This is a genomic window from Halorussus limi (assembly GCF_023238205.1).
In the GTDB taxonomy this organism is placed as follows: Archaea; Halobacteriota; Halobacteria; order Halobacteriales; family Haladaptataceae; genus Halorussus; species Halorussus limi.
Map to the genome: position 1 here is coordinate 1,619,472 of NZ_CP096659.1, position 25,094 is coordinate 1,644,565.

The 25,094-nt window shown below is 66.4% G+C and carries 23 protein-coding genes, 1 tRNA gene and 1 other RNA gene; 10 read left to right on the top strand and 15 right to left on the bottom strand.

The window, feature by feature from the left end; genetic code table 11:
- Positions 1-16: 16 nt before the first annotated feature.
- Entirely contained in the window at positions 17-244 is a 228-nt protein-coding gene (locus M0R89_RS08300; protein WP_248652084.1) for a DUF7860 family protein, read from the bottom strand.
- Between the two features lie 90 nt (positions 245-334).
- Between M0R89_RS08300 and M0R89_RS08305 the strand changes: the two genes are divergently transcribed.
- Complete coding sequence (locus M0R89_RS08305) at positions 335-568, top strand: DUF8151 family protein (protein WP_248652085.1); 234 nt, start codon at positions 335-337, stop codon at positions 566-568.
- Between the two features lie 83 nt (positions 569-651).
- The gene (azf, locus tag M0R89_RS08310) at positions 652-1,407 is read left to right on the top strand and encodes an NAD-dependent glucose-6-phosphate dehydrogenase Azf (RefSeq protein ID WP_248652086.1); all 756 of its coding nucleotides are present in this window, start codon (positions 652-654) and stop codon (positions 1,405-1,407) included.
- Positions 1,408-1,413: 6 nt separating this feature from the next.
- Here the strand turns inward: azf and M0R89_RS08315 are convergent, their stop codons facing one another.
- Complete coding sequence (locus M0R89_RS08315) at positions 1,414-2,034, bottom strand: DUF309 domain-containing protein (RefSeq protein WP_248652087.1); 621 nt, start codon at positions 2,032-2,034, stop codon at positions 1,414-1,416.
- Positions 2,035-2,430: 396 nt separating this feature from the next.
- Positions 2,431-2,503, bottom strand: a tRNA-Arg gene (locus tag M0R89_RS08320).
- Between the two features lie 129 nt (positions 2,504-2,632).
- Between M0R89_RS08320 and M0R89_RS08325 the strand changes: the two genes are divergently transcribed.
- From M0R89_RS08325 to M0R89_RS08345, 4 genes are all read left to right on the top strand, one after another.
- Positions 2,633-3,217: a hypothetical protein gene (locus M0R89_RS08325; protein WP_248652088.1), complete on the top strand. Its 585-nt coding sequence runs from the start codon at positions 2,633-2,635 to the stop codon at positions 3,215-3,217.
- A 199-nt stretch (positions 3,218-3,416) separates the two neighbouring features.
- On the top strand, positions 3,417-4,859 hold the full coding sequence (locus tag M0R89_RS08330; protein ID WP_248652089.1) for a single-stranded DNA binding protein: 1,443 nt from the start codon (positions 3,417-3,419) through the stop codon (positions 4,857-4,859).
- 262 nt (positions 4,860-5,121) lie between these two features.
- Positions 5,122-5,553 carry a histone family protein gene (locus M0R89_RS23380; protein ID WP_303657513.1) on the top strand — a complete coding sequence of 144 codons (432 nt, stop codon included), beginning with the start codon at positions 5,122-5,124 and terminating at the stop codon, positions 5,551-5,553.
- 160 nt (positions 5,554-5,713) lie between these two features.
- Positions 5,714-6,733 (top strand): histone deacetylase family protein, encoded by a 1,020-nt coding sequence (locus M0R89_RS08345; RefSeq protein WP_248652090.1) that lies wholly within the window; start codon positions 5,714-5,716, stop codon positions 6,731-6,733.
- A 51-nt stretch (positions 6,734-6,784) separates the two neighbouring features.
- Here M0R89_RS08345 and M0R89_RS08350 read toward each other — a convergent pair whose 3' ends face one another.
- Complete coding sequence (locus tag M0R89_RS08350; protein WP_248652091.1) at positions 6,785-9,340, bottom strand: heavy metal translocating P-type ATPase; 2,556 nt, start codon at positions 9,338-9,340, stop codon at positions 6,785-6,787.
- A gap of 418 nt (positions 9,341-9,758) precedes the next feature.
- An RNA gene (gene rnpB, locus M0R89_RS08355) (RNase P RNA component) lies at positions 9,759-10,165 on the bottom strand.
- Positions 10,166-10,351: 186 nt separating this feature from the next.
- Between rnpB and M0R89_RS08360 the strand changes: the two genes are divergently transcribed.
- Positions 10,352-10,954 (top strand): TIGR00296 family protein, encoded by a 603-nt coding sequence (locus tag M0R89_RS08360; RefSeq protein ID WP_248652092.1) that lies wholly within the window; start codon positions 10,352-10,354, stop codon positions 10,952-10,954.
- A 95-nt stretch (positions 10,955-11,049) separates the two neighbouring features.
- Here the strand turns inward: M0R89_RS08360 and M0R89_RS08365 are convergent, their stop codons facing one another.
- Both M0R89_RS08365 and M0R89_RS08370 read right to left on the bottom strand, forming a co-directional pair.
- Positions 11,050-12,201 (bottom strand): nicotinate phosphoribosyltransferase, encoded by a 1,152-nt coding sequence (locus tag M0R89_RS08365; protein WP_248652093.1) that lies wholly within the window; start codon positions 12,199-12,201, stop codon positions 11,050-11,052.
- 222 nt (positions 12,202-12,423) lie between these two features.
- Positions 12,424-13,932, bottom strand: a complete 1,509-nt coding sequence (locus M0R89_RS08370) for an Hvo_1808 family surface protein (protein WP_248652094.1) — start codon at positions 13,930-13,932, stop codon at positions 12,424-12,426.
- Between the two features lie 146 nt (positions 13,933-14,078).
- On the opposite strand from M0R89_RS08370, the gene M0R89_RS08375 reads away from it, so the two are divergent.
- Positions 14,079-14,654 carry a cysteine hydrolase family protein gene (locus tag M0R89_RS08375; protein ID WP_248652095.1) on the top strand — a complete coding sequence of 192 codons (576 nt, stop codon included), beginning with the start codon at positions 14,079-14,081 and terminating at the stop codon, positions 14,652-14,654.
- A 67-nt stretch (positions 14,655-14,721) separates the two neighbouring features.
- On the opposite strand, the gene M0R89_RS08380 is transcribed toward M0R89_RS08375, so the two are convergent.
- Positions 14,722-15,225 (bottom strand): DUF7344 domain-containing protein, encoded by a 504-nt coding sequence (locus M0R89_RS08380; protein WP_248652096.1) that lies wholly within the window; start codon positions 15,223-15,225, stop codon positions 14,722-14,724.
- 176 nt (positions 15,226-15,401) lie between these two features.
- Positions 15,402-16,280, bottom strand: a complete 879-nt coding sequence (locus M0R89_RS08385; RefSeq protein ID WP_248652097.1) for a DUF8155 domain-containing protein — start codon at positions 16,278-16,280, stop codon at positions 15,402-15,404.
- A gap of 55 nt (positions 16,281-16,335) precedes the next feature.
- Here M0R89_RS08385 and M0R89_RS08390 point away from each other — a divergent pair, with 55 nt between their 5' ends.
- Positions 16,336-17,040, top strand: coding sequence for a lipoate--protein ligase family protein (locus M0R89_RS08390; RefSeq protein WP_248652098.1), 705 nt, complete (start codon positions 16,336-16,338; stop codon positions 17,038-17,040).
- A 101-nt stretch (positions 17,041-17,141) separates the two neighbouring features.
- Positions 17,142-18,452, top strand: a complete 1,311-nt coding sequence (locus M0R89_RS08395; RefSeq protein WP_248652099.1) for a dihydroorotase — start codon at positions 17,142-17,144, stop codon at positions 18,450-18,452.
- 446 nt (positions 18,453-18,898) lie between these two features.
- Here the strand turns inward: M0R89_RS08395 and M0R89_RS08400 are convergent, their stop codons facing one another.
- The 6 genes from M0R89_RS08400 to M0R89_RS08425 form a co-directional block, all read right to left on the bottom strand.
- Positions 18,899-19,060, bottom strand: coding sequence for a hypothetical protein (locus tag M0R89_RS08400; RefSeq protein ID WP_248652100.1), 162 nt, complete (start codon positions 19,058-19,060; stop codon positions 18,899-18,901).
- A 48-nt stretch (positions 19,061-19,108) separates the two neighbouring features.
- On the bottom strand, positions 19,109-19,471 hold the full coding sequence (locus M0R89_RS08405; protein WP_248652101.1) for a DUF7268 family protein: 363 nt from the start codon (positions 19,469-19,471) through the stop codon (positions 19,109-19,111).
- 3 nt (positions 19,472-19,474) lie between these two features.
- The gene (locus M0R89_RS08410; RefSeq protein ID WP_248652102.1) at positions 19,475-20,431 is read right to left on the bottom strand and encodes an ABC transporter permease; all 957 of its coding nucleotides are present in this window, start codon (positions 20,429-20,431) and stop codon (positions 19,475-19,477) included.
- Between the two features lie 2 nt (positions 20,432-20,433).
- A complete protein-coding gene (locus tag M0R89_RS08415; protein ID WP_248652103.1) occupies positions 20,434-21,447 on the bottom strand; it encodes an ABC transporter permease in 1,014 nt (337 codons plus the stop codon).
- A gap of 92 nt (positions 21,448-21,539) precedes the next feature.
- The gene (locus tag M0R89_RS08420) at positions 21,540-23,240 is read right to left on the bottom strand and encodes an ABC transporter substrate-binding protein (RefSeq protein ID WP_248652104.1); all 1,701 of its coding nucleotides are present in this window, start codon (positions 23,238-23,240) and stop codon (positions 21,540-21,542) included.
- Between the two features lie 114 nt (positions 23,241-23,354).
- Positions 23,355-25,022 (bottom strand): ABC transporter substrate-binding protein, encoded by a 1,668-nt coding sequence (locus M0R89_RS08425; protein ID WP_248652105.1) that lies wholly within the window; start codon positions 25,020-25,022, stop codon positions 23,355-23,357.
- Positions 25,023-25,094: the final 72 nt, after the last annotated feature.

Sequence of the window (25,094 nt, forward strand, 5' to 3'; positions counted from 1 at the left end):
GTCTGCGTTACTCGTTCTACTCGGTCAGCGGCATGATGACACCGAACACCAGCGGGGAGAGCAACGCCCCGAGCGTGCCGAGTATCTCCATGTCCACGAACAGCGCGTTCTCCCACGCCGGGAGCGAGAGATGCATCGCGGCCGCCGCGATTTCGCCTCCCGCACCGACCGCGAACAGCGCGAGACTGAACAGGAACCCGGTCTTGGCCCACCGCCGATAATCGACGTCTCCGTATCGGCTCATGCCCGAAAATCCATCCCGACCGAGAAAAACGTTCCCGTTCTTGACTGGTTCACAAAACACATTTATATATCGAGTTCGTCCGTCGTGGTAATGTACGAACTTCTGATGGAACTCGGGACCGAGGCGCTCGCGGTCGTCGCGTACGCTGTTGGGACGCTCGCGCTGTCACTTCTCGGACTCGTCGCGGAGTACAACAGCCTCCAGCACGGCGGCGGCGACGCCCTGCTCGCCGGTTGGTTCGCGGTCATGGGCGTCGTCGCGTTCGCGTTTGCGGTACAACTCGGCCGTCGGCGACTACTGCCGCGTATCGCCGCCGACAGCTAACGCCCGCACCGGTATCGATCGTATCGATACCGACCACACCGAATCGCACCTTACTTATCGTCCGATTCCTTCTCTCCACCTGAATGGACGACCCAGTCCTGCTAACGGGCGCGGAAGGCCGCGTCGGGCAGGCCATCCTCTCGGACCTCGGCGAGGAGTACGAGTGGCGACTCCTCGACCGCGACCCGCCGACGCACGACACCGACCACGAGTTCGTCGTCGCAGACATCACCGACGAGGAGGCCGTTCGCGAGGCCGTCGAGGGCGTCGGTGCCGTCATCCACCTCGCGGGCGACCCGCGGCCCGAAGCGCCGTGGAACAGCGTGCTGAACAACAACATCGACGGCACTCGGAACGTGCTGGAGGCCGCCGTCTCCGAGGGCGTCGAGAAGGTGGTGTTCGCATCGTCGAACCACGCCGTCGGCGCCTACGAGACCGACGAGCGCACCCCCGACCTCTACCGTCCTCACGACGACTACCAACTCGACGGCACGGAACTCCCGCGTCCGAGCAACCTCTACGGGGTCAGCAAGGCGACCGGCGAGGTACTGGGTCGGTACTACCACGACGAACACGGTCTCAGCGTGGTCTGCGTCCGCATCGGCAACCTGACCGAGAACCACCCGCCGAAGGACTACGAACGCGGACAGGCGATGTGGCTCTCCCACCGGGACTGCGCTCACCTCTTCGACCGGTGCATCCGGGCGGATTACGGCTACGAAATCGTCTACGGCATCTCGGACAACGACCGGAAGTACTACTCCATCGAGCGCGCCCGCGAGGTGCTGGGCTACGACCCGCAGGACAACTCCGCCGAGTTCGCCAACGCCGAGTGTTAGTCCGGTTCAGGCGTCGAACAGTCCGTCCACGTCCTCTTCTTTGTGTTTCCGCTTGCCCACCGCGCCCTCCATGCGCTGGAAGATGATTCCCCGGTTCGCGGCGTCACGTGCGAAGTCCATCACGAACGTCACGAACTGACTGGTCGCTTTTCCGCCGTCGAGGTCGTCGCGGGCGTACCGAACGGCGTTCTCGACCACGTCCTCGTCGTAGCCGTACTCCTCGGCCAGCACGTCCGTGACGACCGCGCTGGCCTCGAAACGCAGGTCCTCGGGCCGGAGCGCGACGCTCTCGTGGGTCAGTTCGGGGAGCGCGACGCGCTCGACGTGTTCCGGGTCGCTGGCGGCCGCCCGCAGGTACTCCCGGACCTCGCCGACGTTCACGTCCCGGTAGTCCGCCGGCAGGTCGGCGAGGTACTCCGCGCCGCTCTCGGCGAGGCCCCGGACGCCCGACCAGTTCGCGCCGTGGGCGTGGTGGACCGCCGCGGTGAACTGGATGAGTCCGTGGAGGAACCGCTCGTCGTCGGTGCTCGCGTCGAGGTTAAGCCAGCGGTCCTCCCACGCGTCGTGGGCCGCGTGGAACTCGCCGTCGTTGTAGATGGCGATGCCTGCACGCAGATGGTCGTCCATGCGACTCGCTTGGGCGTCGGCGAGCAAGTGCGTTCGGACTCGAAAGGTGTATTTCGGTCCCGCGATAGCGACCTGCGGCGGTTCCGGGCGTGCGACTCGTCTGCTCGAGTCACCGTAGTTGGAGTTTCCGCGACGCGGACGACTCGCTTCGCTCGTCGTCGTTGCGTCGCGGCAAAAACATCCTGACGGAGTTTCACGCGAGTGAAACGAGCGTGAAGCACGTCAGGTCGTGAACAAAGTGAACGTCCTGACGGAGATTTGAACTCGCCGAGACGGTCCGGGCGTGCGGCCTTCGGCCGTTCCGGGCGTGCGACTCGTCTGCTCAAATCTCCGTGGTTGGAGTTTCCGCGACGCGGACGACTCGCTTCGCTCGTCGTCGTTGCGTCGCGGCAGAAACGTCCTGACGGAGATTTGAACTCCGGTCCCTGGCTCCGCAAGCCAAGAGGATAGTCCACTACCCTATCAGGACTCATCTCTACGTAGGCCGGTTCTACTAATAGGGGTTACGGTCTGTCGGCGGAGTGGCACGGCCACGCACGCTCAAAGAGTTATTTTTCCATCCGTGAAGCATATGAAAGACCGTGCCGTGGCACTCGGTATGAAACGACGGGAGATGCTCGCGGCGGTCGGCGGTTCGCTCGCTGCCGGGTCGCTCGGGGGTTGTCTCGGCCGGTACGAGGACGTCGCGGGGGAGGTCGGGGACACGACCAGCGACCGACCGACCGACGCGGTGACGACCGAGGACACCCGAACGCCGCCCGACGAGACGACGGGCGAAGCGACGACGACCGACGGCGCGCAGACGACCGAGGCGGGCCAGCAGGGGGCGCTGACCGGGAAGACGTTCGAGCTTCTCGACGTGGGGTGTGGCGCGCCGCGGGGCGAGGCCAGCGTGTCGTTCCGCGACGGCGGGTCGTCGGTCGTCGTCAGCGGCACGATTCCGGGGTCGAACGACTGCTACATCGCCCGACTGGCGGACGTAAGCTACGACCCCGCGACGCGCGCGCTCGACCTGACCGTCGCCTCGATGGCGAAGGAGGGGGCCGAGATGTGCGCCCAGTGCATCGTCGAAATCGAGTACGAGGCCACTCTCTCGTTCGCAGACGGCGGCCCGGCGAGCGTGACGGTGACTCACGCGGCGATGGGCGAGTCGAAGACCGTCGCCACCGCCGAGTCGCCGTGAGGCCGGTCGGTCGCGGGCGTCGGCCGGGCGAAAGTTTATAACCGGGAACGGGACCAGTTCGGTCCGTGACTCACCGACCGTCGCGAGGAGACGCCGGACCGATGAACGCGCGAAAACCGCCCGACGGAACCGGTGCGTTCTCGCGCTCTCTGCAAAGACAATACTTAAGCGCGGGCCACCCCTTCCGTGGAATACGATTATGGGCGCGATAGAGGACGTTTACGCCGACCTCGACGCCGACGTATCTCTGGAGGAGTTCCGCGAGGCGGTCGAGGAGAAGGTCGAGCAGATGGGCGGTCTCGCCGACGAGGAGACGGCCGCGATGCTCATCGCCCACGAGTTGGACGAGGAGGGCGGGGAGGTCGAGACCGTCGCCGACATCGAACCGGGCATGGAGGAAGTGAAGTTCGTCGCCAAGGTCGTCGGCGTCGGCGACGTGCGCACCTTCGAACGCGACGACGAGGACCGTGAGGACGGCCGGGTCCTGAACGTCGAAGTCGCCGACGAGACCGGGTCGATACGCATCACATTCTGGGACAAGCAGGCCGACGCTGGCGAGGAGGAACTCGAAGTCGGCGACACCCTCCGCATCGCCGGCCGACCCAAGGAGGGGTACAACGGCGTCGAGGTCAACGTCAACGACGCAGAACCCGACGACGAGACCGACATCGACGTGCAAGTTCAGGACACCTACCGCGTCGAGGACCTCTCGCTCGGCCTCTCGGACGTAAACCTCCGCGGGAAAGTGCTGGACACCGACGAGGTCCGCACCTTCGACCGCGACGACGGGTCGGAGGGGAAGGTCGCCAACCTCAAACTCGGCGACTCGACCGGCCGCATCCGGGTGACGCTCTGGGACGAGCGCACCGAGGCCGCCGAGCGACTCGACCCCGGCGTCTCGGTCGAGGTCGTGGACGGCTACGTCCGGGAGCGCGACGGGAGTCTGGAACTCCACGTCGGCAACCGCGGCGCGGTCGAGGAGATAGACGAGGACGTGGCCTACGAACCCGAAACCGCCGACATCGCCGACCTCGAAATCGGCGACGAGGCCGACATCGGCGGCGTCGTGCGCGAGACCCAAGAGAAGCGGACCTTCGACCGCGACGACGGTTCCGAAGGACAGGTCCGGAACGTCCGCGTACAGGACGAGACGGGCGACCTCCGGGTGGCGCTCTGGGGTGAGAAAGCCGACGTGGACGTGGCACCGGGCGACGAAATCCAACTCGCCGACGTGGAGATTCAGGACGGGTGGCAGGACGACATCGAAGGTTCGGCCGGGTGGCAGTCCACCGTCACCGTCCTCGGCGAGGCCGACCCCGGTGCGGGGTCGGCCGGAAGCGGCGGTGGCGACGAGCCTGAGAGCGACGGTACGGGTCTCGACGCCTTCAGCGGCGACGACGGCGCGAGTGCATCCGGTTCCGATTCGGGGTCGGCGGACGCGGCGAGCGACGACGCGGGAAGCGACGGCGAGTTCGTGGAGTTCACCGGGACCGTCGTACAGGCGGGCGACCCGATAATTCTGGACGACGGCGAGGAGACGGTCAGCGTCGAGTCGAGCAGCGCCGACGTGACCCTCGGCGAGAAAGTGACCGCGCGCGGGGAACTGCGCGACGGCACGCTCGACGCCGAGGACGTGTTCTGAACGCCGGAGAGACGGCCCTCCATCGCCGTATCTGCTTCGAACTATTACGCGGTCTTAATCTGGGAAGAGAGTGAGAAAGGAGAGGGACTACCGACGCCGCAGCGTCACCGCTCGCTACTCACGCCGCGCCGGGGGACCGGCGCTGAGACGCCGAGCGCGGCGGACTACTCCACCGACCGTCGCGGTCGAAAGTGAAACGCCCGCAGGTCCCTCGAAATACGCTTTGGAAAGAACTAAGGGAGCGAGATGCCCGGATTTGGACATGAGCGTCGAGTTGCCGTTCGCACCGGTGGACACGATTATCAGACGGAACGCTGGCGACCTCCGCGTCAGCGCGGACGCCGCCGAGGAGTTGGCGCGTCGGATTCAGATTCACGGAGCCGAACTCGCCATCGGCGCCGCCGAGGAGGCGACCGCCGACGGCCGGAAGACCCTGATGAGCGACGACTTCGGCGTCGAGCAGGTCGTGGACAAGGAGGACCTCGAACTCCCGGTCGCGCCCGTCGACCGCATCGCGCGCCTCGAAATCGACGACAGCTATCGGGTCGCCATGGACGCCCGCATCGCGCTGGCGGACATCCTCGAAGACTACGCCGACAACGTCGCCAAGGCCGCCGCCGTCCTCGCGCGCCACGCCGACCGGCGCACCGTCAAGGCCGAGGACATCGACACCTACTTCGAGTTGTTCGAGTGACCGTCCCGCACGCGACCGCGAAATCGCTCGCTTCCCCCTTCGAGCGCGGTCGAAATCGCCGCCGGGAGCGAAGCGGTTAAATTCCGGAGCGTTCGATTGGAACACGTGCTACCAACTACCGAGTGCCGTGCGCTGGTAGGAGCGACCGACCTATAGACTCATGAACTTCGGCTACAGCGAGGAGTGTCTGGCCCACGACACGGGCGAGCGCCACCCCGAGACCCCCGACCGACTCCGCGCCATCAAGGAGCGACTGACCCGGAAACACGGCGTCGAGTACGTCGATTCGACTCCCGCGACCAGCGACCGCATCGAGGCGGTCCACGACGCCGACTACGTCGCGGAGTTCCGGGAGTTCTGCGAGTCGGGCGGCGGCAACTGGGACCCCGACACCGTGGCGGTCGAGGCGACGTGGGACGCCGCGCTCCAGTCGGCCGGGTTGGCCTGCTGGTCGGCCGAGACCGCCCTCGACGGCAGCAATGGCCGTGACACGCCCTTCTCGCTCGGGCGGCCGCCGGGCCACCACGCGGTCGAAGACGACGCCATGGGCTTTTGCTTCTTCAACAACGCCGCGGTCGCGGCCCGCCACGTCATCGACGCCGAGGGGACGGACGCCTCGCGGGTCGCCGTCTTCGACTGGGACGTCCACCACGGCAACGGGACCCAAGACATCTTCTACGACGCGGGCGACGTGTTCTACGCCTCGCTCCACGAGGAGGGTCTCTACCCCGGCACGGGCGAAATCGACGAGACCGGCGGGGGCGCGGGCGCGGGCACGACGCTCAACGTCCCGCTCCCCGCGGGCGCTGGCGACCCGGAGTACCGCGACGCGTTCGACGACCTCGTCGCGCCCGCCATCCGCGACTTCGACCCGGACCTGCTCGTCGTGAGCGCGGGGTTCGACGCCCACCGCCACGACCCCATCTCTCGCATGCGAGTCTCGACCGAGGGGTACGGCATGCTGACCGGCCGCGTCCGGGACCTCACCGACGAGGCGGGCGCGGCGCTCGCGTTCGTCCTCGAAGGCGGCTACGGTCTCGACACCCTCTCGGACAGCGTGGCCGAGGTCCACGAGACCTTCGACGGGAAGCGACCCCTGACGCCCGACGAGGAGGTAAACGACGACGTGCGGGCGTTGATCGCGGATATTCGGGACTCTCATCCGGCGTTCGAGGAGTGACGTAACCGACCGCTCGCTAGGTCGGGGACGACCCTACTGCGAAAGTTCTCCTTACTCGTCGGGGTCGACCCGCGCCAGTCGCATCGCGTTACCCGTCACGCCCAGACTCATCCCCATGTCGCCGACGACTATCGCCACCGCCACCGAGACCAGTCCGAGCGGTGCGCCCACGGCCAGCACGGCCTTGACCGCGAGACTGGCCCAGATGTTCTGGCGGATGACGGCGTTGGCCTTCCGCGAGAGGCGGTAGAGGTACGGCACCTTCCGCAGGTCGTCGCCCAGCAGGGCGATGTCGGCCGTCTCGATGGCGGTGTCGGTCCCGGCCGCGCCCATCGCCACGCCGACCGTCGCGGCGGCCAGCGCGGGCGCGTCGTTGACGCCGTCGCCGACCATCGCCACCGACTCGTACCGGTCGGTCAGTTCCTCGACGGCTTCGACCTTCCCCTCGGGCAGGAGTTCGGCCCGGAACTCGTCGACGCCGACCTCCTCGGCCACCGCGCGGGCGGTCCCCTCGTTGTCGCCCGTGAGCATGACCGTCTCGATGCCGAACGCCTGCAAGCGCGCGACCGTCTCCTTGGCCGCCGGGCGAACCTCGTCGGCGACGGCGAGGACGCCCTCCAACTCGTCTTCCGTGCCGACGAGGACGACCGTCTTGCCCTCGCGCTGGAACCGGGGCACCACGTCGGCGAGCAGGTCGAGGCAGTCGTCGCGGTCCTCGCACTTGCTGTCGGGGTCCTTCGTGATTACTTCACCGCCGTCGGACCGGGAGTCCGACGAGGCTCGCAAACCGGTGGTTCGCTCACCGCCGTCGGTGCTGAGGTGGACGTGCCCCAAATCGAATCCGAGTTCCTCGAAGAGCGCGGGCTTTCCCGCGTAGTGGGTCACGCCGCCGAGGTCGGCGCGGACGCCCTTGCCCGTCAGACTCTCGAAGTTCTCGACGGGCCGGTCCCCGCCCGACTCGTCGTGAGGGTCTCCGGCGGCGTGGGCGTGTTCCACGATGGCCTCCGCGATGGGGTGTTCGCTCCGGCGTTCGAGGTCGTGGGCGCACCGCAGGAGGTCGGTCTCGTCGGTACCGTCGAGCGGAACCACGTCAGTGACCGCGAGGTTCCCCTCGGTCAGCGTCCCGGTCTTGTCGAAGGCGACGGCCTCGACCGCCCCCATCGATTCGAGGTGCGGGCCGCCCTTCACGAGGACGCCGTTCCGGGCCGCGCTGGTGACGCCCGAGACGACCGAGACCGGCGTCGAGATGACGAACGCGCACGGGCAGGCGACCACCAGCAGGGTCAGACCGCGGACGAACCACTCGCGGAAGGGACCGCCGAGCAGGAGCGGCGGGCCGAAGGCGGTCAGGAGCGCCCCGACCACGATGAGCGGAGTGTAGTAGGCCGCGAACCGCTCGATGAACTGCTCGCGGTCGGTCCGGTCGCGCTGAGCGTCGCCGACCAACTCGATGACCTGCGAGAGGGTGGTCTCGTCGGCCTCGGCGGTGGCCTCGACTTCGAGGTAGCCCTCCTCGTTGACCGTCCCGGCGTACACCTCCGCGCCGGGCGACTTGTCCACGGGGACGCTCTCGCCCGTGATGGGGGCCTGATTCACCGCGCTCGCGCCCTCGACTACCTCGCCGTCCACAGGAATCTTCTCGCCGGGCCGGACCGCGACTATCTCGCCGACCGCCACTTCCTCGACGGGCACAGTCTCCTCTCGCTCCCCGTTCGCGCCGCGCTTGACCGTCGCGGTGTCGGGCGAGAGGTCCATCAGTTCCCGAACCGAGTTGCGCGCCCGGTCCATCGAGAACCGTTCGAGCAGTTCCGCGACGCTGTACAGCACGGCGAGGGTCGCGGCCTCGAAGTAGAGACCGACTCCGACCGCGGCGAGGACGCCGACCCCCATCAGGAGGTCGATGTCGAGGCTCAGGGTCTTCGCGGAGTAGTAACCGTTCCGGAGAATCTCTTGGCCCGCGACCCCGGCCGCGAGCAGGAGGAGGACCGAGGAGAGGTGGAACTCGCGGCCGACGGCGGAGAACAGCAGACCGTCGAGGCCCGTGAGCAGGAATTCGAGGACGAGACCGGCGACCATGAGGGCGGCCCCGGCCCACGTCTTGAGAGCGCGCGGACTCGTCCACACGTCGCTCGACGCGGCCACGTCGGGGCCGCCGCCGTCGCTCGTCGCGTTCTCGACCTCGTAGCCCGCGCCCGCTATCGCCGAGACGACGCGCTCGCGGTCGGCGTCGCCGGTCACGAGGACCTCGCCGGTCGCCGGTCGCGTCTCGTACGTCTCGACGCCGGCCACGCCGTCGAGCGCGTTCTCGACCTTGCCCGCGCACGACGGACAGTCCATCTCGGGGACCGAGAGGCGGAGTCGGCCGTCCGCCGCTCCGTCGTCGCCTTCGACCGCGTATCCGGCGGACTCGACCCGCTCGCGGATGTCCTCGGGATCGGTCGCGTCCGCGTCGTAGGCAACTCGGAGCGTCCCCGTCGTCGGTGCCGGGTCGGTCTCGCGCACCCCGTCGAGTCGCTCGACGCTCGCGGTCACCTTGCCGGCGCAGGACGGGCAGTCCATCTCGGGGACAGAGAGACGGACCGTCCGTTCGCGCTCGTCGGTAGTCATTGGTCGAGAGTAGTCGCCGAGGAGTTATTAATTGCTCTGTCAAAGAGCCGGCCTCAGATGGGTGTCCTTAACAACTCGACCGGCTTGATTTATTATCTCTCCAGTAGGCTCCGACTCTTCTCACCGTAAGCTCACGTTTCGCCCGGGAGGGAACCGTTCACGAGCGTTCATTGCGTTACGGACCGGTCGTAACCGCGAACAATTCCCAACCGTGTGTCCACCTTATTGTGAATCGTCCACAAATACAGGTCGATGAGCGCCACCGAATCGGGACTAGGCACGAACGCCCTGAAAATCGGGGCCGCGGTCACGGTACTCGCGGCCGAGATCGTCGCAGCGCTCGCGCTACTGGTGGTCGCCTTCGGGTAGGTAGGGAGAACAGCCTCCGGGGACGGCACGCTCCGAGTCGTACGAAAACGGCTGAGGGGAGTAAGCCCCCTTCTGTTCGTCCGAGTATTCGGCTGAGCGTCCGCGCCGTCGTCCGGGCTACCTTGACGATGCACGGCGTCGAAACGCCGCGCATCGCGGCGTGGACTTGCACCGGCGAGGATTCGCCGTTCCATCCGTTCTCTCCCGTCCGCGTGCCGGCAATGCCGGGACGCTGTCCCTCGGTGGGTCAACTCTCCGTTCCTTTCCTCGGCGTGAGCCGTCTCGGGTCGGGATTCGCGCACCTCATCGGTCGGGGAGAGGGGTCTCGTTTCTGTTCCAGAGCCAGCGGTCTCCCGCTCCGGACTTGCGTCCGGTCGCCTGCCCGAACGGTGGGGGGACTTTCCTCACGGGGGCGCGGCGAGGCCGCGCCCTCGCGGGAACTCGGCTCCCTCTGCCGGTCGAGAGTAGCGCCTCGCCGGGTTTAAGCAGTTCGGTGCGAACTCCGGCGAAACACGGCGTTACCGGGCCAGTAGGCCGGTGTTACCCCGTGATAACGGTGCCCACATGAAACGTAGCGGGAGATTTCTGCGTTTAGTATTGAAGGGAAGACTTGAAGGTGCTACCTGCCCTATCGGTTTCTGTATGGCACAGGCTCAGGCAGTAACTCTCTCCTACGAGGACGGCACGCGGGCCGTCGAACTCGCACGGGAATCGGTCGAATCCTACGTCATCAACGGGCAGCGCGAACAGCCCGGTAGCATGCGCGAAGCGTTCTACGCCCGAACCGGCGTGTTCGTCCGGCTCGCCTCCACGCGAGGACGCGGTCGACTCCGGGGATGCGACGGGGCCTACGAAGGCACCGACCAACTCGGCCACCTCATCGTGGACTCGGCCATCAGCGCGGCGAGCGACACCTCGTGCGGCTCTGAAGTCGAGGAAGCGGAGCTTCCGAACCTGAAGATATCGGTCTGCGTCGTCCGCGACACCCAGTTCACGGAGGACGCGGTGGAGGACATCGAACTCGGAACCCACGGCGTCGCCATCGAGGGACGAGGCAAGCAGGCGTGGATGTACCCGACGCTCCCCATCGAGAACGAGTGGAGCGTCTTCGAGTATCTCGACCGGACCTGCCGGAAGGCCGGACTCCCCAAGGGCGCGTGGGAGGACGACGACGTGATGGTGACCCTGTTCGACGGACAGGTGTTCAGCGAGCGCGAACCCGAAGGAACCGTCGAAGAACTCTAACACTCGACCGTTTACTGTACTTGTTCGCGTCTGACTCGGAGATTCAGACGCTCTCTCGCTGGTAACACGTCGACGAAAAGCGCAGCGTCAACTCCTCACTCGCCCTCGCGGAACCCGACCGCTTCGGCGTCGGCCAGTGCGCGCTCGGCCGCGGCGTCCACGTCGAACTCCCGGACGATTTCGCCGTCCCGAATCAGCGGTTCGAGCAGCGCCTCGCCGCCCTCGGGGTCCGCGCGGTCGGCGAGACCGACGTGGTGGCCGCCGTCCGGCGTCCGGAACGCCTCCTTCTTCCCGGAGAGTTTGCCGCGCTTGGCGACCAGTTCGCCGTCGAGTTCCACGATGTCGAGCGCGAAGTCCAGCGGGTCGGCGTTGCTGACGTGACCGCCGACGCCGAACCCGTCTGCGACGTCCCGGAGGTTCCGGAGGTCCGCGGGGCCGAGTCCGCCGCTGACGAAGATTTCCACGTCGTCGTGACCGCGGGCGTCGAGTTCCCACCGGACCTCCCGGACGATGTGCCGGAAGTCGCCGCGTCGGGAACTCGTCGTGTCGAGGCGCACGCCGTCCAAGGCGTCGCCCAGCGCCTCGGCGGCGCGGATACTCTCGTCTTTCTCGTCGCAGTACGTGTCGCAGATGGCGATGCGCGGGACTTCGGCGTCGACCGTCTCGTCGAAGGCCTCCCACGCCGTCTCCTGGTCGCCGAAGGCGATGACCAGCGCGTGGGGCATCGTGCCGCTGGCCTCGCGGCCGAGAACCTCGCCCGCCGCGACGTGCGAGAAACCGTCGAACCCCGCGACGAGCGCGCCCCGCTCTATCATCGGCGCGATGGCGGGGTGGACGTGGCGCGCGCCGAAACTCAGCACCGACGAGTCGGGCGCGGCCCGCCGGGCCTCCAGCGCCGCGGTGGCGACGCCGCTCTGGTGAGAGAGAAAGCCCAACAGCGAGGTCTCGTACCGCGCGAAGTCGAGGTAGTCGCCCTCGATTCGCATCACAGGGCCGCCGTCGAACAGTTGTCCTTCGCGCATCGCGTCCACGTCGACCGGAAGTCCTTCGAGCAGGCGGGCGGCGTCCTTCATGCCCGCCAGCAGGTCGAACTCACCGGTCGGGAACTGGTCCTGCGTGACCTCTGCCACGACGCGGGGGTTGCGGTCGGCCGCCGCCAGCGTCTCCTCGGTCCGGAGGAAGTAGGCGTCGGTCGCCGTCCCGTCGCCGATGGCCGCCTCGGACACCACGTCGAACCCGTCGCTCATCGCCGCCACCTCGGGAGATTCATGCTGGCACGTACCTTCGCCGGAGCGAAAAAGGTCCCGCTTACCCGCCGTCGCTGGAGGCGGAGCGACAGGGAAGACGGAGGGACGACGAGAGGGTCCGGAGACGGTGAGAGGTAGGGGAGGCGGAAGACAGTGAGAGAGGAGCGAAAAGAGGAGGAGAAGAAAGAGACGGAGAGAAAAGAGAGAAACGGAGCGACTCGGTTACGCCGCAGGTGCCGCGCCCTTCCGGACGTTCGAGAGTTCCGAGACGGACGGGGCGTTCACGACGACGACGGTGTCGCCGGTGCGCTTGACGTAGAAGGCGTCGGAGAACCCGTTCCCGTCGGGGATGCGCCACGTGTTCGCGCGGCCGTCGACCTTCTTCGCGCCGTTGTACTTCAGGACCTTCCGGTAGCCCGTGAGGAACTCCGAGGCGTCCTGCTCGGAGTCCCAGACGGACTTCCAGACGTAGCCGGTCTCGTTGGCCTTCGCGCGGTCGTTGGTGAAGACCGCGAGTTTGTCACCGTCCCATCCGGCAGAGTAGGTGCTGTTGTAGTTCAACGGGTCGACGGCGCGCAGTTGGCTCGACCCCTTCTTCCGGTTGAAGAAGTCCCGTGCGGGGATTATCTGGGTCTGCTGGTTGCTGTCGTAGAACGGGTACATGAACATCGAGAAGATGCCCGCTTCGCCGACGCTCCCGTAACTCGGTCGGTTCTCCAACGTCACCCGCTCCCAGCCACCGCTGGTCCGGTTCTCGATGGAGAACTCGGCGGGCGAGTCGGTGCCGTACTTTTCGGGGTGGATTATCTGCTCGGTGCTCTCGGGCGTGTTATTGTAGAGGTCGTTGACCGCCTCCCAGCCGCCCTTCTTCTTGACTCCCCGGACGAACGCCGGACCGTCGCTGTAGGGCTGGAACTTGATGAGGTACGCCCCCATGTTGGCGATGCCGCCGCCCGACCCCGACGAGGAACTCGGGGTGAGACAGGTGCCGTTCCACGTCGACTTACAGCGCTGGGAGTAGCGGTGCTGGACGTAGTTCGCGCTCCCCTCGATGAGGCCGTCTTTGGCGTTGTGGAGTTCGCGGGTAGACTGGTTCAGACCGCCCAGACCGAACTGCTGGTCCTGTAGCGCGTGGGTCAACTCGTGAGCGAGCGTCAGTTCGGGAAGCTTCGGCGCGTCGGTGCTTCCACTGTCGGCGATGACCACGATGGAGTCCTTCGAGGGACTGTAGTAGCCACCGACGGACGACCCGGAGTTGCGGTTCTGGACCGCGATGGAGTCGGCCGACTCGTTTATCATGAACAGCGATTCGTACTTCGCGTTGTCGAACACCCGACGGTCCGCGGGGGTCGCCCCGTTGGATTGATTCGAGCGGAACTCCTCGCGAGTCATGATTTCGACGGGAACCTGTTGGTCGAACTCGAGTTGACGGATGCGTTCGACGCGAGCCATCGAGCGGGCGACCGTCTTATTGAGTTCGGTCTCGTTCAACCCGTCGTCGGGGGTCACGTCGACGGTTTCGTTGTACCAGAGCCCCGCCTCCCACCCGAGAACGTCGGACTCGGGGTCGTCCGGCTTGACGACCGCGTCCTGTCGAACGGTCTGCGTGTCGGAACCGGGCTGGGTCGTCGGTGCCCCCGTCGTATCTGTCGTCGTCCCCGCGCCGGGGGCCTGCGAGCAGCCCGCGACCACGAGCATGAGAACAACCGCGATTGCGATTTTCGTACGCATTTCCTGTACTCCAGTGGTCGGGCTACACAGGCAAAAACCTCCTGACTGGTGGCTGAAAAAATCCGAACGACGTTTCGACTCGGCTCGAACGGTGTCGGGCCGCAGCCTCGGAAAACGTTTTCGGCGGCGAGCGACTACGTTCGACCATGAGCTTCGACCCCGATTCGACCGCGGTCGTCGTCGTGGACATGCAGAACGGATTCTGTCACCCTGACGGAAGCCTCTACGCGCCCGCCAGCGAGGACGCTCTCGCCGACGTGTCGGAGGTCGTCGCGGCCGCCCGAGATGCGGGCGCGTCGGTCGTCTACACCCGCGACGTGCACCCGCCCGAGCAGTTCGAGGGCAACCACTACTACGACGAGTTCGAGCGGTGGGGCGAACACGTCCTCGAAGGGTCGTGGGAGGCCCGACTCCACGACGACCTCGACGTGCGCGAGACCGACCACGTGGTGGACAAGCACACCTACGACGCGTTCTACCGGACCGACTTGGAGGGGTATCTCGACGCCCACAAGATAGACGACCTGCTGCTCTGCGGGACGCTGGCGAACGTCTGCGTCCTCCACACCGCCGGGAGCGCGGGGTTGCGAGACTACCGGCCCGTACTGGTCGAGGACGCCCTCGGTTACATCGAAGAGGACCACAAGGAGTACGCCGTGGACCACTCGGACTTCCTGTTCGGCGAGGTGACGACGAAAGCCGAAATCGAGTTCGAGTCCTGACCGGCGACGCCGAATGTAAGAGCTGTGCGGCGAATAGAACACGAACAGGAGGCGAAACGGGCGTGCGCTACTCGTGGCTCTCGAAGTGGACGTACTGGAGCGCCTGCCGGATGCGGTAGTCCTTCTCTGCGGGGTCGTCGGTCGCGAGCGCGTCCGAGAGGTGGTCGAGCGCGCCGGGACCGGCGGTCGTCGGACCCCGACCGCGGTCTCTCTCCGCCCGGTCGAGCAGTTCCGCGACGAACGGCGGACCGACGTACTCGACGGTCTCGGTTCGCAGGTCGTACTCGACGATGCCCGCCTCGGCCAGTTTCGACACGTCCTTGTGGTGGAGGGCGACCACGACCGACTCGAAGCCGTCCTCGACCCTGTCGCTCACGTAGCGAGCGAGGTCAGTGACCGTCGCGACGTCGTCGGAGGTGTTCAGAAAGTACTGCACGACGACCCTGCGTCGGGGGTCGGACAGCGCGGTGAAGATGCGGTCGAGTCCCGACTCGCTCACCGGGTTCTCCGTCGTCGGTCCTCCGTCCTCCCCCTCACCGCTCAGTACGTGGGCGGAACCTTCTCCTTCCATGCCCGAGTAGACGAACAGTCACCGGATGAGCTTTCGCCCTCGAAACGCAGGTTCTAGCCGGTGATACGTCACCGAAGCGAAACCGGTGTCACCGTCCGCACGGCCCGCGTCCCGGCGGTCGGTCGCGGCCGGGCGCGTCGTTTCCGTCGACGGAAAACCGGTCACGGGTGGAGTCGTCAGCGGGTCGGCCGGACTTCGACCGACTCGCCGACCTCGAAGTCGGCATCTGGGCAGACGAGTTTCGCGCCGAGCGTCTCGCGCGCGAGGACAAACGAGAGGCCCGTGACGGGCGTCCCGTTCGCGACCACTGTCACGTCGTCCCACGCGACGGTCCGAGTATCGGCGGTCCCGACCCGGCGACCCGCGAGCGAGACCGGCCCGGTTGTCTCGTCCGTGCCCAGAATCCCGCCGCCCTCGTAGTGCGGGAGTCCCCCGTCCAACGGCCGAGCGGTCCCGTCGGCGGCGATGCCCGCGAATCGCTCGCCCGGCGCGGGGTGGTCGGGCGCGTCGAGAATCGCGTAGGTGTCGCCCGTCGCAACGACCTCGCCGCGGCCGTCCCACGGCACGGCCGCGAGTTCGACGCCGGGGTCGAGTTCGAGGGGGAGCGACCCCGAGGCCCGGAAGGGGTTCGCGTCGCCGTCGCGGAAGCCGAGGTGGACGTGGTTGTCCACCCACGGCGCGAAGAACCCCGAGCGCACCATCTCGCCGAGCGAATCGCCGCGTGCGACCACGTCGCCGGGTTCGACCGCGGGGTCGACGTGGAGTATCCGAGCGAGGCGGTCGCCGGTGTCCACCACGACGAGGTGGTCGTGGTCCGCGGCGTAGGGTTTCGGCGGCGCGGACACCGTCCGGGCGGCGACTACTTCGCCCGCGACGGGACTCGGCGCGGCGGTCTCGCGTCCCTCGTTCGCCTCCCTCCCTTCGCTCCCCTCGCGCCAGTCTCCCTCGTGGGGGTACAGGTCTATCGCGCACCCCTCGTCGTGGGCGGCGTACGGCGAGTTGTACAGCGAGAATCGCGGAAAGTCCTCCAGTAACTCCGGTCCGACCGTGACCATCGACCCCACCTCGGAGACGCGAGGGTTTAGGTACTCCGAATGCCAAGCCCCCGGCATGCGCGTACTCCGCGGCCGGGCGGCGGGTCGGGACGCCGACCGCGAGGTCGTCTCGGCGATGCTCGAACGGGCGGCCGAGACCGGCGAGGCGTCGGTCCGGGCGTGGCGACCCCACCGCCAACTCGCCTTCGGGCGGCGCGACGCCCGGGCCGACGACTACGAAGTGGCCAAGCGGGTCGCCGACGCCTCCGGGTTCACGCCGGTCGAGCGGTCGGTCGGCGGCCGGGCGGTCGCCTACACCGGCAACACCGTCGCGTTCGCCAAGGTGGTTCCGCTGGAGGACATGCGGGTCGGCATGGACGAGCGATACGAGGCGACGACGCGGGCGGTCCAGCGGGCCCTCTGGCGACTCGGCGTGCCCGCCTCCCGGGGCGAACCCGAGGCGAGTTTCTGCCCCGGCGACTACTCGCTCCGGAGCGGCGGGAAACTCGTCGGAATCGCCCAGCGCGTCCGGAAGAACGCCGCGCTGGTCTCTGGTGTCGTCGTGGTCCGCGACCACGAGGAAATCGCGGCGGTCCTCGACCCCGTCTACGTCGCGCTGGACCTGCCGTTCGACCGGGATTCGGTCGGGAGCATCGCGGCGGCCGGCGGGGCGAGCGACCCCGAGAAAGTCGCCCGGACCGTCGAGGAGTTGCTGGTTGGCGACGAGGAGACCACGGTCGAGACGCTCGACGACGCCGCGGACGCCGGAACCGCCGACTGACGCGGTTCCCCGGCGCAGTTCTCCGCGCGATTCTCCGACCCGCTCCGTGGACTCGCAATCGGGACGCTTAGGACGCCCACCCCCGAACTGCCCGACGACCAATGCTCACTATTCGGAACGCGACGCTCGCGGACGGCCGACAGGTGGACGTGCGCATCGACACGTCCGCGGGCCGCATCGCGGGCGTCGGGTCGACGCTGACCGAGTCCGGCGACTCCATCGACGCCACCGGGAAACTCCTCCTGCCGGGGATGATAGACGCACACGTCCACTTCCGCCAACCCGGGTTCGACCACAAGGAGACGTGGGAGACGGGGAGCAGGTCGGCCGCGGCGGGCGGCGTGACCACCGTAGTGGACCAACCGAACACCGACCCGCCGACCGTGGACGGCGACGCCTTCGACCGGAAGGCCGACCTCGCGGCCGACTCCTACGTCGATTACGGTATCAACGGCGGCGTGACGCCCGACTGGAACCCCGACGAACTGTTCGACCGGCCGGTGCTGGCGCTCGGCGAGGTGTTCCTCGCGGACTCGACCGGCGAGATGGGCATCGAGGAGGACCTGTTCCGGGAGGCCGTCGAGCGCGCGACCGACGAGTACCGGGTCGTCACGGTCCACGCCGAGGACGCCGACCTGTTCTCGGCGGAGGCCCGCGAGCGCGACGGCGACGACTACGACGCGTGGAGCGCCTACCGGACCGCGGAGGCCGAGGCCGCCGCGGTCGAGCGTGCGGTCGAAATCGGCGCGGAGGCCGACGCACAGGTCCACATCGCCCACACCAGCACGCCAGAGGGCGTGGACGCTGCCACAGCGGGCGGCGCGACCTGCGAGGTCACGCCCCACCACCTCTTCCTCTCTCGCGGGGACTACGACGAGTTGGGCACGTTCGGTCGCATGAACCCGCCGCTCCGGAGCGAGGACCGCCGGGAGGCGCTGTTCGAACGCGTCGCCGACGGCACGGTCGACATGGTCGCCACCGACCACGCGCCTCACACCCGCGAGGAGAAGGACGCGAGCATCTGGGACGCCCCGAGCGGCGTGCCGGGAGTCGAAACCGCCCTGCCGCTCCTGCTCGAAGAGGCCCGGAAGGACAACCTGACCTACGAGCGCGTCCGGGACCTGACCGCGGCCAACCCCGCCGACGTGTTCGGTCTGACCCGGCGAGGGACGGTCGAACAGGGTCTGATGGCCGACCTCGTGCTGGTCGACCCCGACGAGTCCCGCGAGATTCGCGGCGATGACCTCCACTCGAAGTGCGACTGGACGCCGTTCGAGGGGATGGCCGGCGTGTTCCCCGAACTGACGATGGTCCGGGGGAACGTGGTGTATCGGAGCGAGTCGGCCGAGTTCGAGAGCATCGACGCCGACGGCGAGTTCGGCGAGGCGGTCGGACGGAACGTTCGGAAGTAACGGTTCGGTCGAGGAGTCGCCGAGGCTCCGCCCGGAGACCGGAACTCGACAAATCTCAATCTGACGCGTACTCCCGTCGGCAGTTTCGATACGTTTGGCTGGAATTTAACGAACTCACAAAACGCACGTCCGCTTCTTACGTGGTGAGTTGAAAGAGTTGCGCAAAAGAGCGCAGTTATGTGTAAATCCACCGTATCAGCCATCGTCGGCGCGCTCCCGCCGACTGATGCACTGTCAACCAACTGCCAACCAGAAGGGTACTCGTCCGCCGACGGAACCTTCGACGGGGTGCCTGCTCGGACCGCCCCGTCGTTTCCTTTTGACTGCCACCGGCTAGCGATACGAGGACCACCCGGCACGAGGTGCGTCGTGAGTGCTATCGACGTTCGCCGAGCGCCGCGGGGAGATTGAACGCAACCGGATTCGACGAGTTCGACCGGTCCGATTCAGCTAGCGATGCCGTCGCGAATCACCGGCGCGAACGCGTAGCCGACGGCGACGACGGCCAGTATCGCGGCGAACAGCCGACCGGGTTCCTGTCTGGCCTGCCAGACGACGAACACGAGTCCGAGTCCGATTGCGGCGGCGAGGCGCGTGGTTTCGTTCATACCCAGAGGTACGAATCCCACGACTTAAAACGTCTCACTCTCCGGGTGTCACGTCACGCCCGCGACGACCCACGTCGCCAGCACCGTGCCGACCATCCCGCCGAGACCGACGCTCCCGAGGACCGCCATCGCCTGCCGGGAGTCGGCCTCCGACCAGTCGGACCGACCGCCGAGGTGTCGCTGGAAGTTCTCGATGCCACGTCCCGCGAACACCGACCCCGACCAGCCCAGAATCGAGAACCCGAACACGAGCGCGCCGACCGCGAAGATTTTCTCGCTGGCGAACCCGACCGACTCGCCCGAGAGGACGAGAACGGGTACCGCGACGGCCGCCAGCGCCGCGCCGAGCGCGAGTGCGCGTCCGAGGCGCCGGACGCGTTCGCGGAGCGTCGGTTCGACGTCCGAACTCATCGGTCAGTCCACGGTCTCGCGCATCCGTGGGTCGAGCGCGTCGCGCATCCCGTCGCCGAGCAGGTTGAACCCGAGGACGGTGATGGCGAGGAACAGACCGGGGAAGAACGACCACCACCAGTCGCCGGTCAGCAGTCCCTGATTCACGCCGTTCGACAGCATCAGTCCCCACGACGGCGTCCCGGCCTCGGCGCCGAACCCGAGGAACGACAGCGCCGCGATGTCGATGATGGCGAGTCCGAAGTTGAGCGTGGACTGGACCGTGATGGGCGCGAGGCAGTTGGGCATGATGTGGCGGACGATGACCCGAGCATCTCTCGCCCCGAGCGCCTCCGTCGCCTCGATGTACTCGTCTTCCAGCACCTTCAGGGCGGCGCCGCGGACGACGCGGGCGAACCGCGGAGTGTACACCAGCGTCAGGGCGATGACCACCTTCCAGAGGCCCGCGCCGAAGATGGCGACCAGCGCCAGCGCGAGCAGGAGACTCGGGAACGCGAGCAGCACGTCCATCGTCCGCATGATGACGTTGTCGGTAATGTCGCCGTAGTAGGCCGCGAGGATGCCGAGACCGACGCCCAGCACCGTCGAGGCCCCGACCGTGATGGTGCCGTACTTCATCGCAAGCCACGCGCCGTACAGCACGCGACGGAAGATGTCGCGCGACTGGATGTCGGTGCCGAACGGGTACGCGAACGCGCCGTACTCGCCGACGATGGCGGTCTTCTTGCTCAGCCAACTCGGCGGCGCGAGGTTGGGGTTGGTCCCGATTTGGCTCTGGGTTACCGACGCGAGGTCGATGAAGAGTCGCGCGTAGAGCGCGATGGCCACCATCGCGAAGATGATGGTGAGACCCGCGACGGCGAGGCGGTTCGACAGCAGTTCGGAGAGGAACGGGGACGCGCGGAGTCGCTCGACGACGCCGCGCTTGCCCACGTCCTCGCGTTGGGTTTCCGTGCTCATTCTTATTGTTCGATCCGCGGGTCGAGGTAGGAGTAGGTCACGTCCACGAGCAGGTTCACCAGCGTGAACAGGAACGCGAACATCAGGACGGTACCCTGCACGACCGGGTAGTCACCGACCTGAATCGCGCTCACCAGCAGGGTGCCGATGCCCGCGATGCCGAAGATGGTCTCGGTCAGGACCGCGCCGCCCAGCAGAGTGCCGAACTGGATGCCGATGACGGTCACCACCGGGATGAGCGCGTTCTGGAAGCCGTGTTTCATAACCGTGATCTTCGAGCCTTGGCCCTTCGCGCGGGCGGTCCGCATGTAGTCCTGCCGGATGACCTCCAGCATCGACGACCGCATCATGCGGGAGATGAGCGCCATCGAGTAGATGCCGATGACGACCGAGGGCAGGAACAGGTGCATCGCGGCCGACTGGAACGCCGCGAAGTTCCCGCGGACGAGCGTGTCGAGCGTGATGATTCCCGTGATGGGGTTGATGTCGAACTCGGAGGCGACGCGACCGCTCGCGGGGAACCAGTTCAGAATCTGGGCGAACAGCAGGATGAGGAGCGGACCGCTCCAGTAAATCGGGACGCTGATTCCGCTCAGCGCGCCGATTCGCGTCACGTGGTCGCTCAGAGCGTCCTGTTTTATCGCCCCGAGCAGACCGATGGGGATACCGAACAAGATGCCGAGAAACTGGCCGAACAGCGCCATCTCCAGCGTGACCGGGAGCTTGTACCGCAGAATCTGCTTGACCGGCGTGCCCTTCTGAATCTGGTAGGAGTTGCCGAAGTCCAACTGGACCGCGTCGACCAGGAACCGGCCGTACTGTACCCAGATGGGGTCGTTGAGTCCGAGTTCCGCACGGACCTGCTGGACGAACTGCTCGGACGCCCGCTGGCCCGCGATGACTCTCGCGGGGTCGCCCGGAGCGAGGTGCAGGATGGCGAACACGAACGTCGCCACCCCGAACAACACCGGGACCAGCAGCAGGAGTCGTTTGATAACGAACCGCTTGGAAATCATTCACTCGCAGAATCGACCGCGGGGGTGAAAAAAGACTCGCTACCGCCGCGCCGTCGGGGAGTGTCGAGGGACGGCGGCGGGGCGGACCGCGACTACTGCTTCAGCGAGACTCGGTTGAGGAACGGGCCGCCGATGGGCGCGATGGTGAAGCCCTCGACTTCCTTGCGGAGGCCGCGCATCGTCTTGGCGTGGTCGAGCGCGACCCACGGCTGTTCCTCGTGGAAGATTTTCCCGGCCTTCTGGTACTTGGACTTGCGCTTGCTCGTCTCGTAGGTCTGCTGGGCTTCTTCGGTCAGCTTCATGAACTCGGTGTTCGCCCACGCGGCGGTGTCGAGCGTGCTGAAGTTGTCGAAGTCGTTCGGGTTGACCCAGTCCTGTCCGTCGGGGACTTCGCTCCGGTCGATCTGGGGGTGAAGGAGCGCGTAGTAGAAGTTGTCCGGGTCGCCGTTGTCGGTCATCCATCCGAGGAAACAGGCGTCGTGCTTGAAGGAGTCGGTGTACGAGAGGAACGACTTCCACGGCTTCGTCGTGATGTTGACCGTGACGCCGATCTCCTCGAGGTTCGACTGGACGAGCGTGGCCGCCTGCCGCGGCGACGGGATGTACGGCCGCGGGTTCTTCATGATGGCGAGTTCGAATTCGAGGCCGGTCTCGCCCGCCTCTTCGAGTAGCTTCTTGGCCTTCTCCGGCTTGTGGCCGTACGGGTCGAGGTTGGGGTTGTACCCCATCACGCTCTCGGGGATGGGTTGGCTGGCCTGCGACGCGATGCCCTTGAAGATGGTGTTGACGAGGTCCTCGGTGTTGATGGCGTAGCTGATGGCCTGCCGGACCTTCTTCTTGCGGAACGCCTCCTTTCGCCACATGTTGAACGCCATGTAGCCGACGTTGATGCCGGGAATGGAGGCGAGGTCGGCCTTGTCCGAGTTGTCGATGAGCTTCGAGGACTGGGCGCCGAGACCGTCGACGATGTCCGCGCCGCCCGAGAGCAGCGTCTGGGCACGAGAGGTGTTCGAAGTGACCGCCGTGAACACGACTTCGTCGACCTGCGCCTTCTGGTCGCCCCAGTAGTCGTCGTTCTTCTTGAGGCGGATGCGCTGGTTGCTCGTGTCCCAGTTGTCGAACTCGAACGGACCGGTCCCGACCGGTTTACTGGCGAGGTCCGTCCCGTGTTCCTTGATGGCCTTCAGCGAGTGGACCTTCGAGCAGAACATCGCGAGATTCTTCAGAATCGGGGCGTACGGCTGTTTGAGGGTGATGTCCACCGCGTGCTTGCCCGTCTTCTCGACGCTGTCGATCCAGCCACCGAGCGCGTAGGGACCGTACGACGAGACGTAGTCCTGTCCGGGGTAGTGTTCGTACTCCTTGTCGACGAAGCGACGATAGGTCGCCACGAAGTCCTCGGCGGTGAACTTGTCGCCGTTGTGGAACGTGACTCCCTTCCGGAGCGTGAGACTGACCGACTTGCCGTCGACGCTCCAGTCGGTCGCCAGTCCGGCCTTGAGCGAGGTCTTACCCGGCTTGAACTCGATGAGACTGTCGTAAATCTGGTTCGTGACCTTGGCGTCCTCGCCGCTCTTGGTGTTCTGGAAGTCGAGCGACTTGGAGTCGGCGCCCCGCGCGTAGGTGAGGGTCGTACCCGAACTACCGGACTCCTCGGTCGTCTCGGTCGTGTCGGTGGTGGTGCCGTTACCGTCACCGGTGTTGCCGGTACACCCGGCGAGGGTCGCCGCCGCCGTCGCACCGCCTGCCGCCTTCAGGAAACTACGCCGCTTGAGACTGTCATCTGTCGCCATGCACCACCATGCTCACACCGCCCACATAAATATGCCGAACCTGTATGAAGTGAAAATAAAACGACTACTCGGGGGTGAGTCCATTTTTCGTCGGCCGAACGAAAAGAAGGTCGGTCAGTTCGACAGGCTGACCTGCTTGAGGAACGGCCCGCCGATGGGCGCGACCACGAAGTTCTGGACGTTCGTGCCGACGCCTCGGAGTTCCTTCGCGTGGTCGATGAACACCCACGGGGCCTCGTCGTGGGCTATCTGGGCCGCCTGCTTGTACAGGTTGGCCCGCTCCTGCTGGTTGTACGTCTTCTGGGCCCGTTCGGTGAGGTCCATGAACTCGGTGTTCGCCCACGCCGCTACGTCGAGCGTGTTGAACCCCTCGGTGTCCCAACTGACCCAGTCCTGTCCGTTCGGCACTTTGTCCTGCGAGACGCCGGGGTGCAACAGCGCGTAGTAGAAGTTGTCCGGGTCGGCGTTGTCGGTCATCCACCCGAGGAAACAGGCGTCGTGCTTCCCGGAACTGGTGTAGTTCAGGAAGGGGTTGAACGGCTGTTGGTTGATGTTGACCGTGATGCCGACTTCGTTGAGGTTCGACTTGACGGTCTGGGCCGCCTGAATCGGCGACGGGTTGTACGCCCGCGGGTTCTGGAACGTCGCCAACTCGAACGTGAAACCGTCGCCGTACCCCGCCTCGTTCAGCAACTGCTGGGCCCGCTGCGGGTCGTGCGGGTAGGGGTCCAACTCCTCGTTGTAGCCGAAGACGTTCGACGGGATAGGCTGACTCGCCGGCACCGCGATGCCCCGGAAGATGGTGTTGACGATGGCCTCGGTGTTGATGGCGTAGCTGATGGCCTGTCGGACCCGCTTGTCCCGGAACGCCTCGACCCGCGCCATGTTGAACGCCAGATAGCCGATGTTGATGCCCTGTTTCTCCAGCAACTCGGCGTTCTGTGATTGGTCGACGATTTGGGCCGACTGCGCGCCGAGACCGTCGATGATGTCCGCGCCGCCCGACACCAGCGTCTGAGCGCGGGTGGTGTTCCTCCCGATGGCGGTGAACACGACTTCGCTCACGTTCGGTCCCTCCCCCCAGTAGTTCTGGTTGGCCGAGAGTCGGATGCGCTGGTTGCCCTGGTCCCAGTTCTCGAACACGAACGGACCGGTTCCCATCGGGTTCGTGCTGAGGTCAGTTCCCCGCTCCTGTATTGCCTGCTCGGACAGCACGCTGGAGGCGAACATCGCGAGGTTCCGGAGAAACGGCGCGTATCGCTGCTCCAACTGGATGGTCATCTCGTAATCGCCGTTCTTCTGGATGCCGCTAATCCAGTTGCCGAGCGTGAACGGCCCGTACGACGAGACGTACTCGTCGCCCGGATAGTACTCGTAGTTAGAGTCGGTGAACCGCCGATAGGTGGCGATGAAGTCGTCGACGGTACACTCGTTGCCGTTGTGGAACGTGACGCCCTCCCGCATGGTGACGGTGGCCTTCTGGCCTTGGAGGTTCCACTCGGTCGCCAGTCCCGCGACCAGCGAGGACTCGCCGGGTTTGAACTCGATGAGTCGGTCGTAAATCTGGTTCGTGACCTTCACGTCCTCGCCGCTGGTCGTGTTCTGCGGGTCGAGCGTCCCCGAGTCGTTCCCGCGCGCGTACGTGAGCGTCCCACCACCCTGTTGCTGTGCGTCCTCGGCGCTCCCGGTGTCGACGTAGCCCGCGACCGAGGCCGACGCCGCCGCCCCACCGGCCGCCTTCAACAAGTTCCGCCTCGAAACGGATGTGTCGTTTGAAGTCATCCAACGCTATCAATCAATCATTTTGGATAAAAGCGTACGGGAGGGGATTGACGGTCGGTTTAGTTAGTTCAA

Coding starts and splice junctions, on each gene's coding strand:
- M0R89_RS08300 (WP_248652084.1), bottom strand. CDS start 244: ATGAGCCGATACGGAGACGTCGATTATCGGCGGTGGGCCAAGACCGGG.
- M0R89_RS08305 (WP_248652085.1), top strand. CDS start 335: ATGTACGAACTTCTGATGGAACTCGGGACCGAGGCGCTCGCGGTCGTC.
- azf (WP_248652086.1), top strand. CDS start 652: ATGGACGACCCAGTCCTGCTAACGGGCGCGGAAGGCCGCGTCGGGCAG.
- M0R89_RS08315 (WP_248652087.1), bottom strand. CDS start 2,034: ATGGACGACCATCTGCGTGCAGGCATCGCCATCTACAACGACGGCGAG.
- M0R89_RS08325 (WP_248652088.1), top strand. CDS start 2,633: ATGAAACGACGGGAGATGCTCGCGGCGGTCGGCGGTTCGCTCGCTGCC.
- M0R89_RS08330 (WP_248652089.1), top strand. CDS start 3,417: ATGGGCGCGATAGAGGACGTTTACGCCGACCTCGACGCCGACGTATCT.
- M0R89_RS23380 (WP_303657513.1), top strand. CDS start 5,122: ATGAGCGTCGAGTTGCCGTTCGCACCGGTGGACACGATTATCAGACGG.
- M0R89_RS08345 (WP_248652090.1), top strand. CDS start 5,714: ATGAACTTCGGCTACAGCGAGGAGTGTCTGGCCCACGACACGGGCGAG.
- M0R89_RS08350 (WP_248652091.1), bottom strand. CDS start 9,340: ATGACTACCGACGAGCGCGAACGGACGGTCCGTCTCTCTGTCCCCGAG.
- M0R89_RS08360 (WP_248652092.1), top strand. CDS start 10,352: ATGGCACAGGCTCAGGCAGTAACTCTCTCCTACGAGGACGGCACGCGG.
- M0R89_RS08365 (WP_248652093.1), bottom strand. CDS start 12,201: ATGAGCGACGGGTTCGACGTGGTGTCCGAGGCGGCCATCGGCGACGGG.
- M0R89_RS08370 (WP_248652094.1), bottom strand. CDS start 13,932: ATGCGTACGAAAATCGCAATCGCGGTTGTTCTCATGCTCGTGGTCGCG.
- M0R89_RS08375 (WP_248652095.1), top strand. CDS start 14,079: ATGAGCTTCGACCCCGATTCGACCGCGGTCGTCGTCGTGGACATGCAG.
- M0R89_RS08380 (WP_248652096.1), bottom strand. CDS start 15,225: ATGGAAGGAGAAGGTTCCGCCCACGTACTGAGCGGTGAGGGGGAGGAC.
- M0R89_RS08385 (WP_248652097.1), bottom strand. CDS start 16,280: ATGGTCACGGTCGGACCGGAGTTACTGGAGGACTTTCCGCGATTCTCG.
- M0R89_RS08390 (WP_248652098.1), top strand. CDS start 16,336: ATGCGCGTACTCCGCGGCCGGGCGGCGGGTCGGGACGCCGACCGCGAG.
- M0R89_RS08395 (WP_248652099.1), top strand. CDS start 17,142: ATGCTCACTATTCGGAACGCGACGCTCGCGGACGGCCGACAGGTGGAC.
- M0R89_RS08400 (WP_248652100.1), bottom strand. CDS start 19,060: ATGAACGAAACCACGCGCCTCGCCGCCGCAATCGGACTCGGACTCGTG.
- M0R89_RS08405 (WP_248652101.1), bottom strand. CDS start 19,471: ATGAGTTCGGACGTCGAACCGACGCTCCGCGAACGCGTCCGGCGCCTC.
- M0R89_RS08410 (WP_248652102.1), bottom strand. CDS start 20,431: ATGAGCACGGAAACCCAACGCGAGGACGTGGGCAAGCGCGGCGTCGTC.
- M0R89_RS08415 (WP_248652103.1), bottom strand. CDS start 21,447: ATGATTTCCAAGCGGTTCGTTATCAAACGACTCCTGCTGCTGGTCCCG.
- M0R89_RS08420 (WP_248652104.1), bottom strand. CDS start 23,240: ATGGCGACAGATGACAGTCTCAAGCGGCGTAGTTTCCTGAAGGCGGCA.
- M0R89_RS08425 (WP_248652105.1), bottom strand. CDS start 25,022: ATGACTTCAAACGACACATCCGTTTCGAGGCGGAACTTGTTGAAGGCG.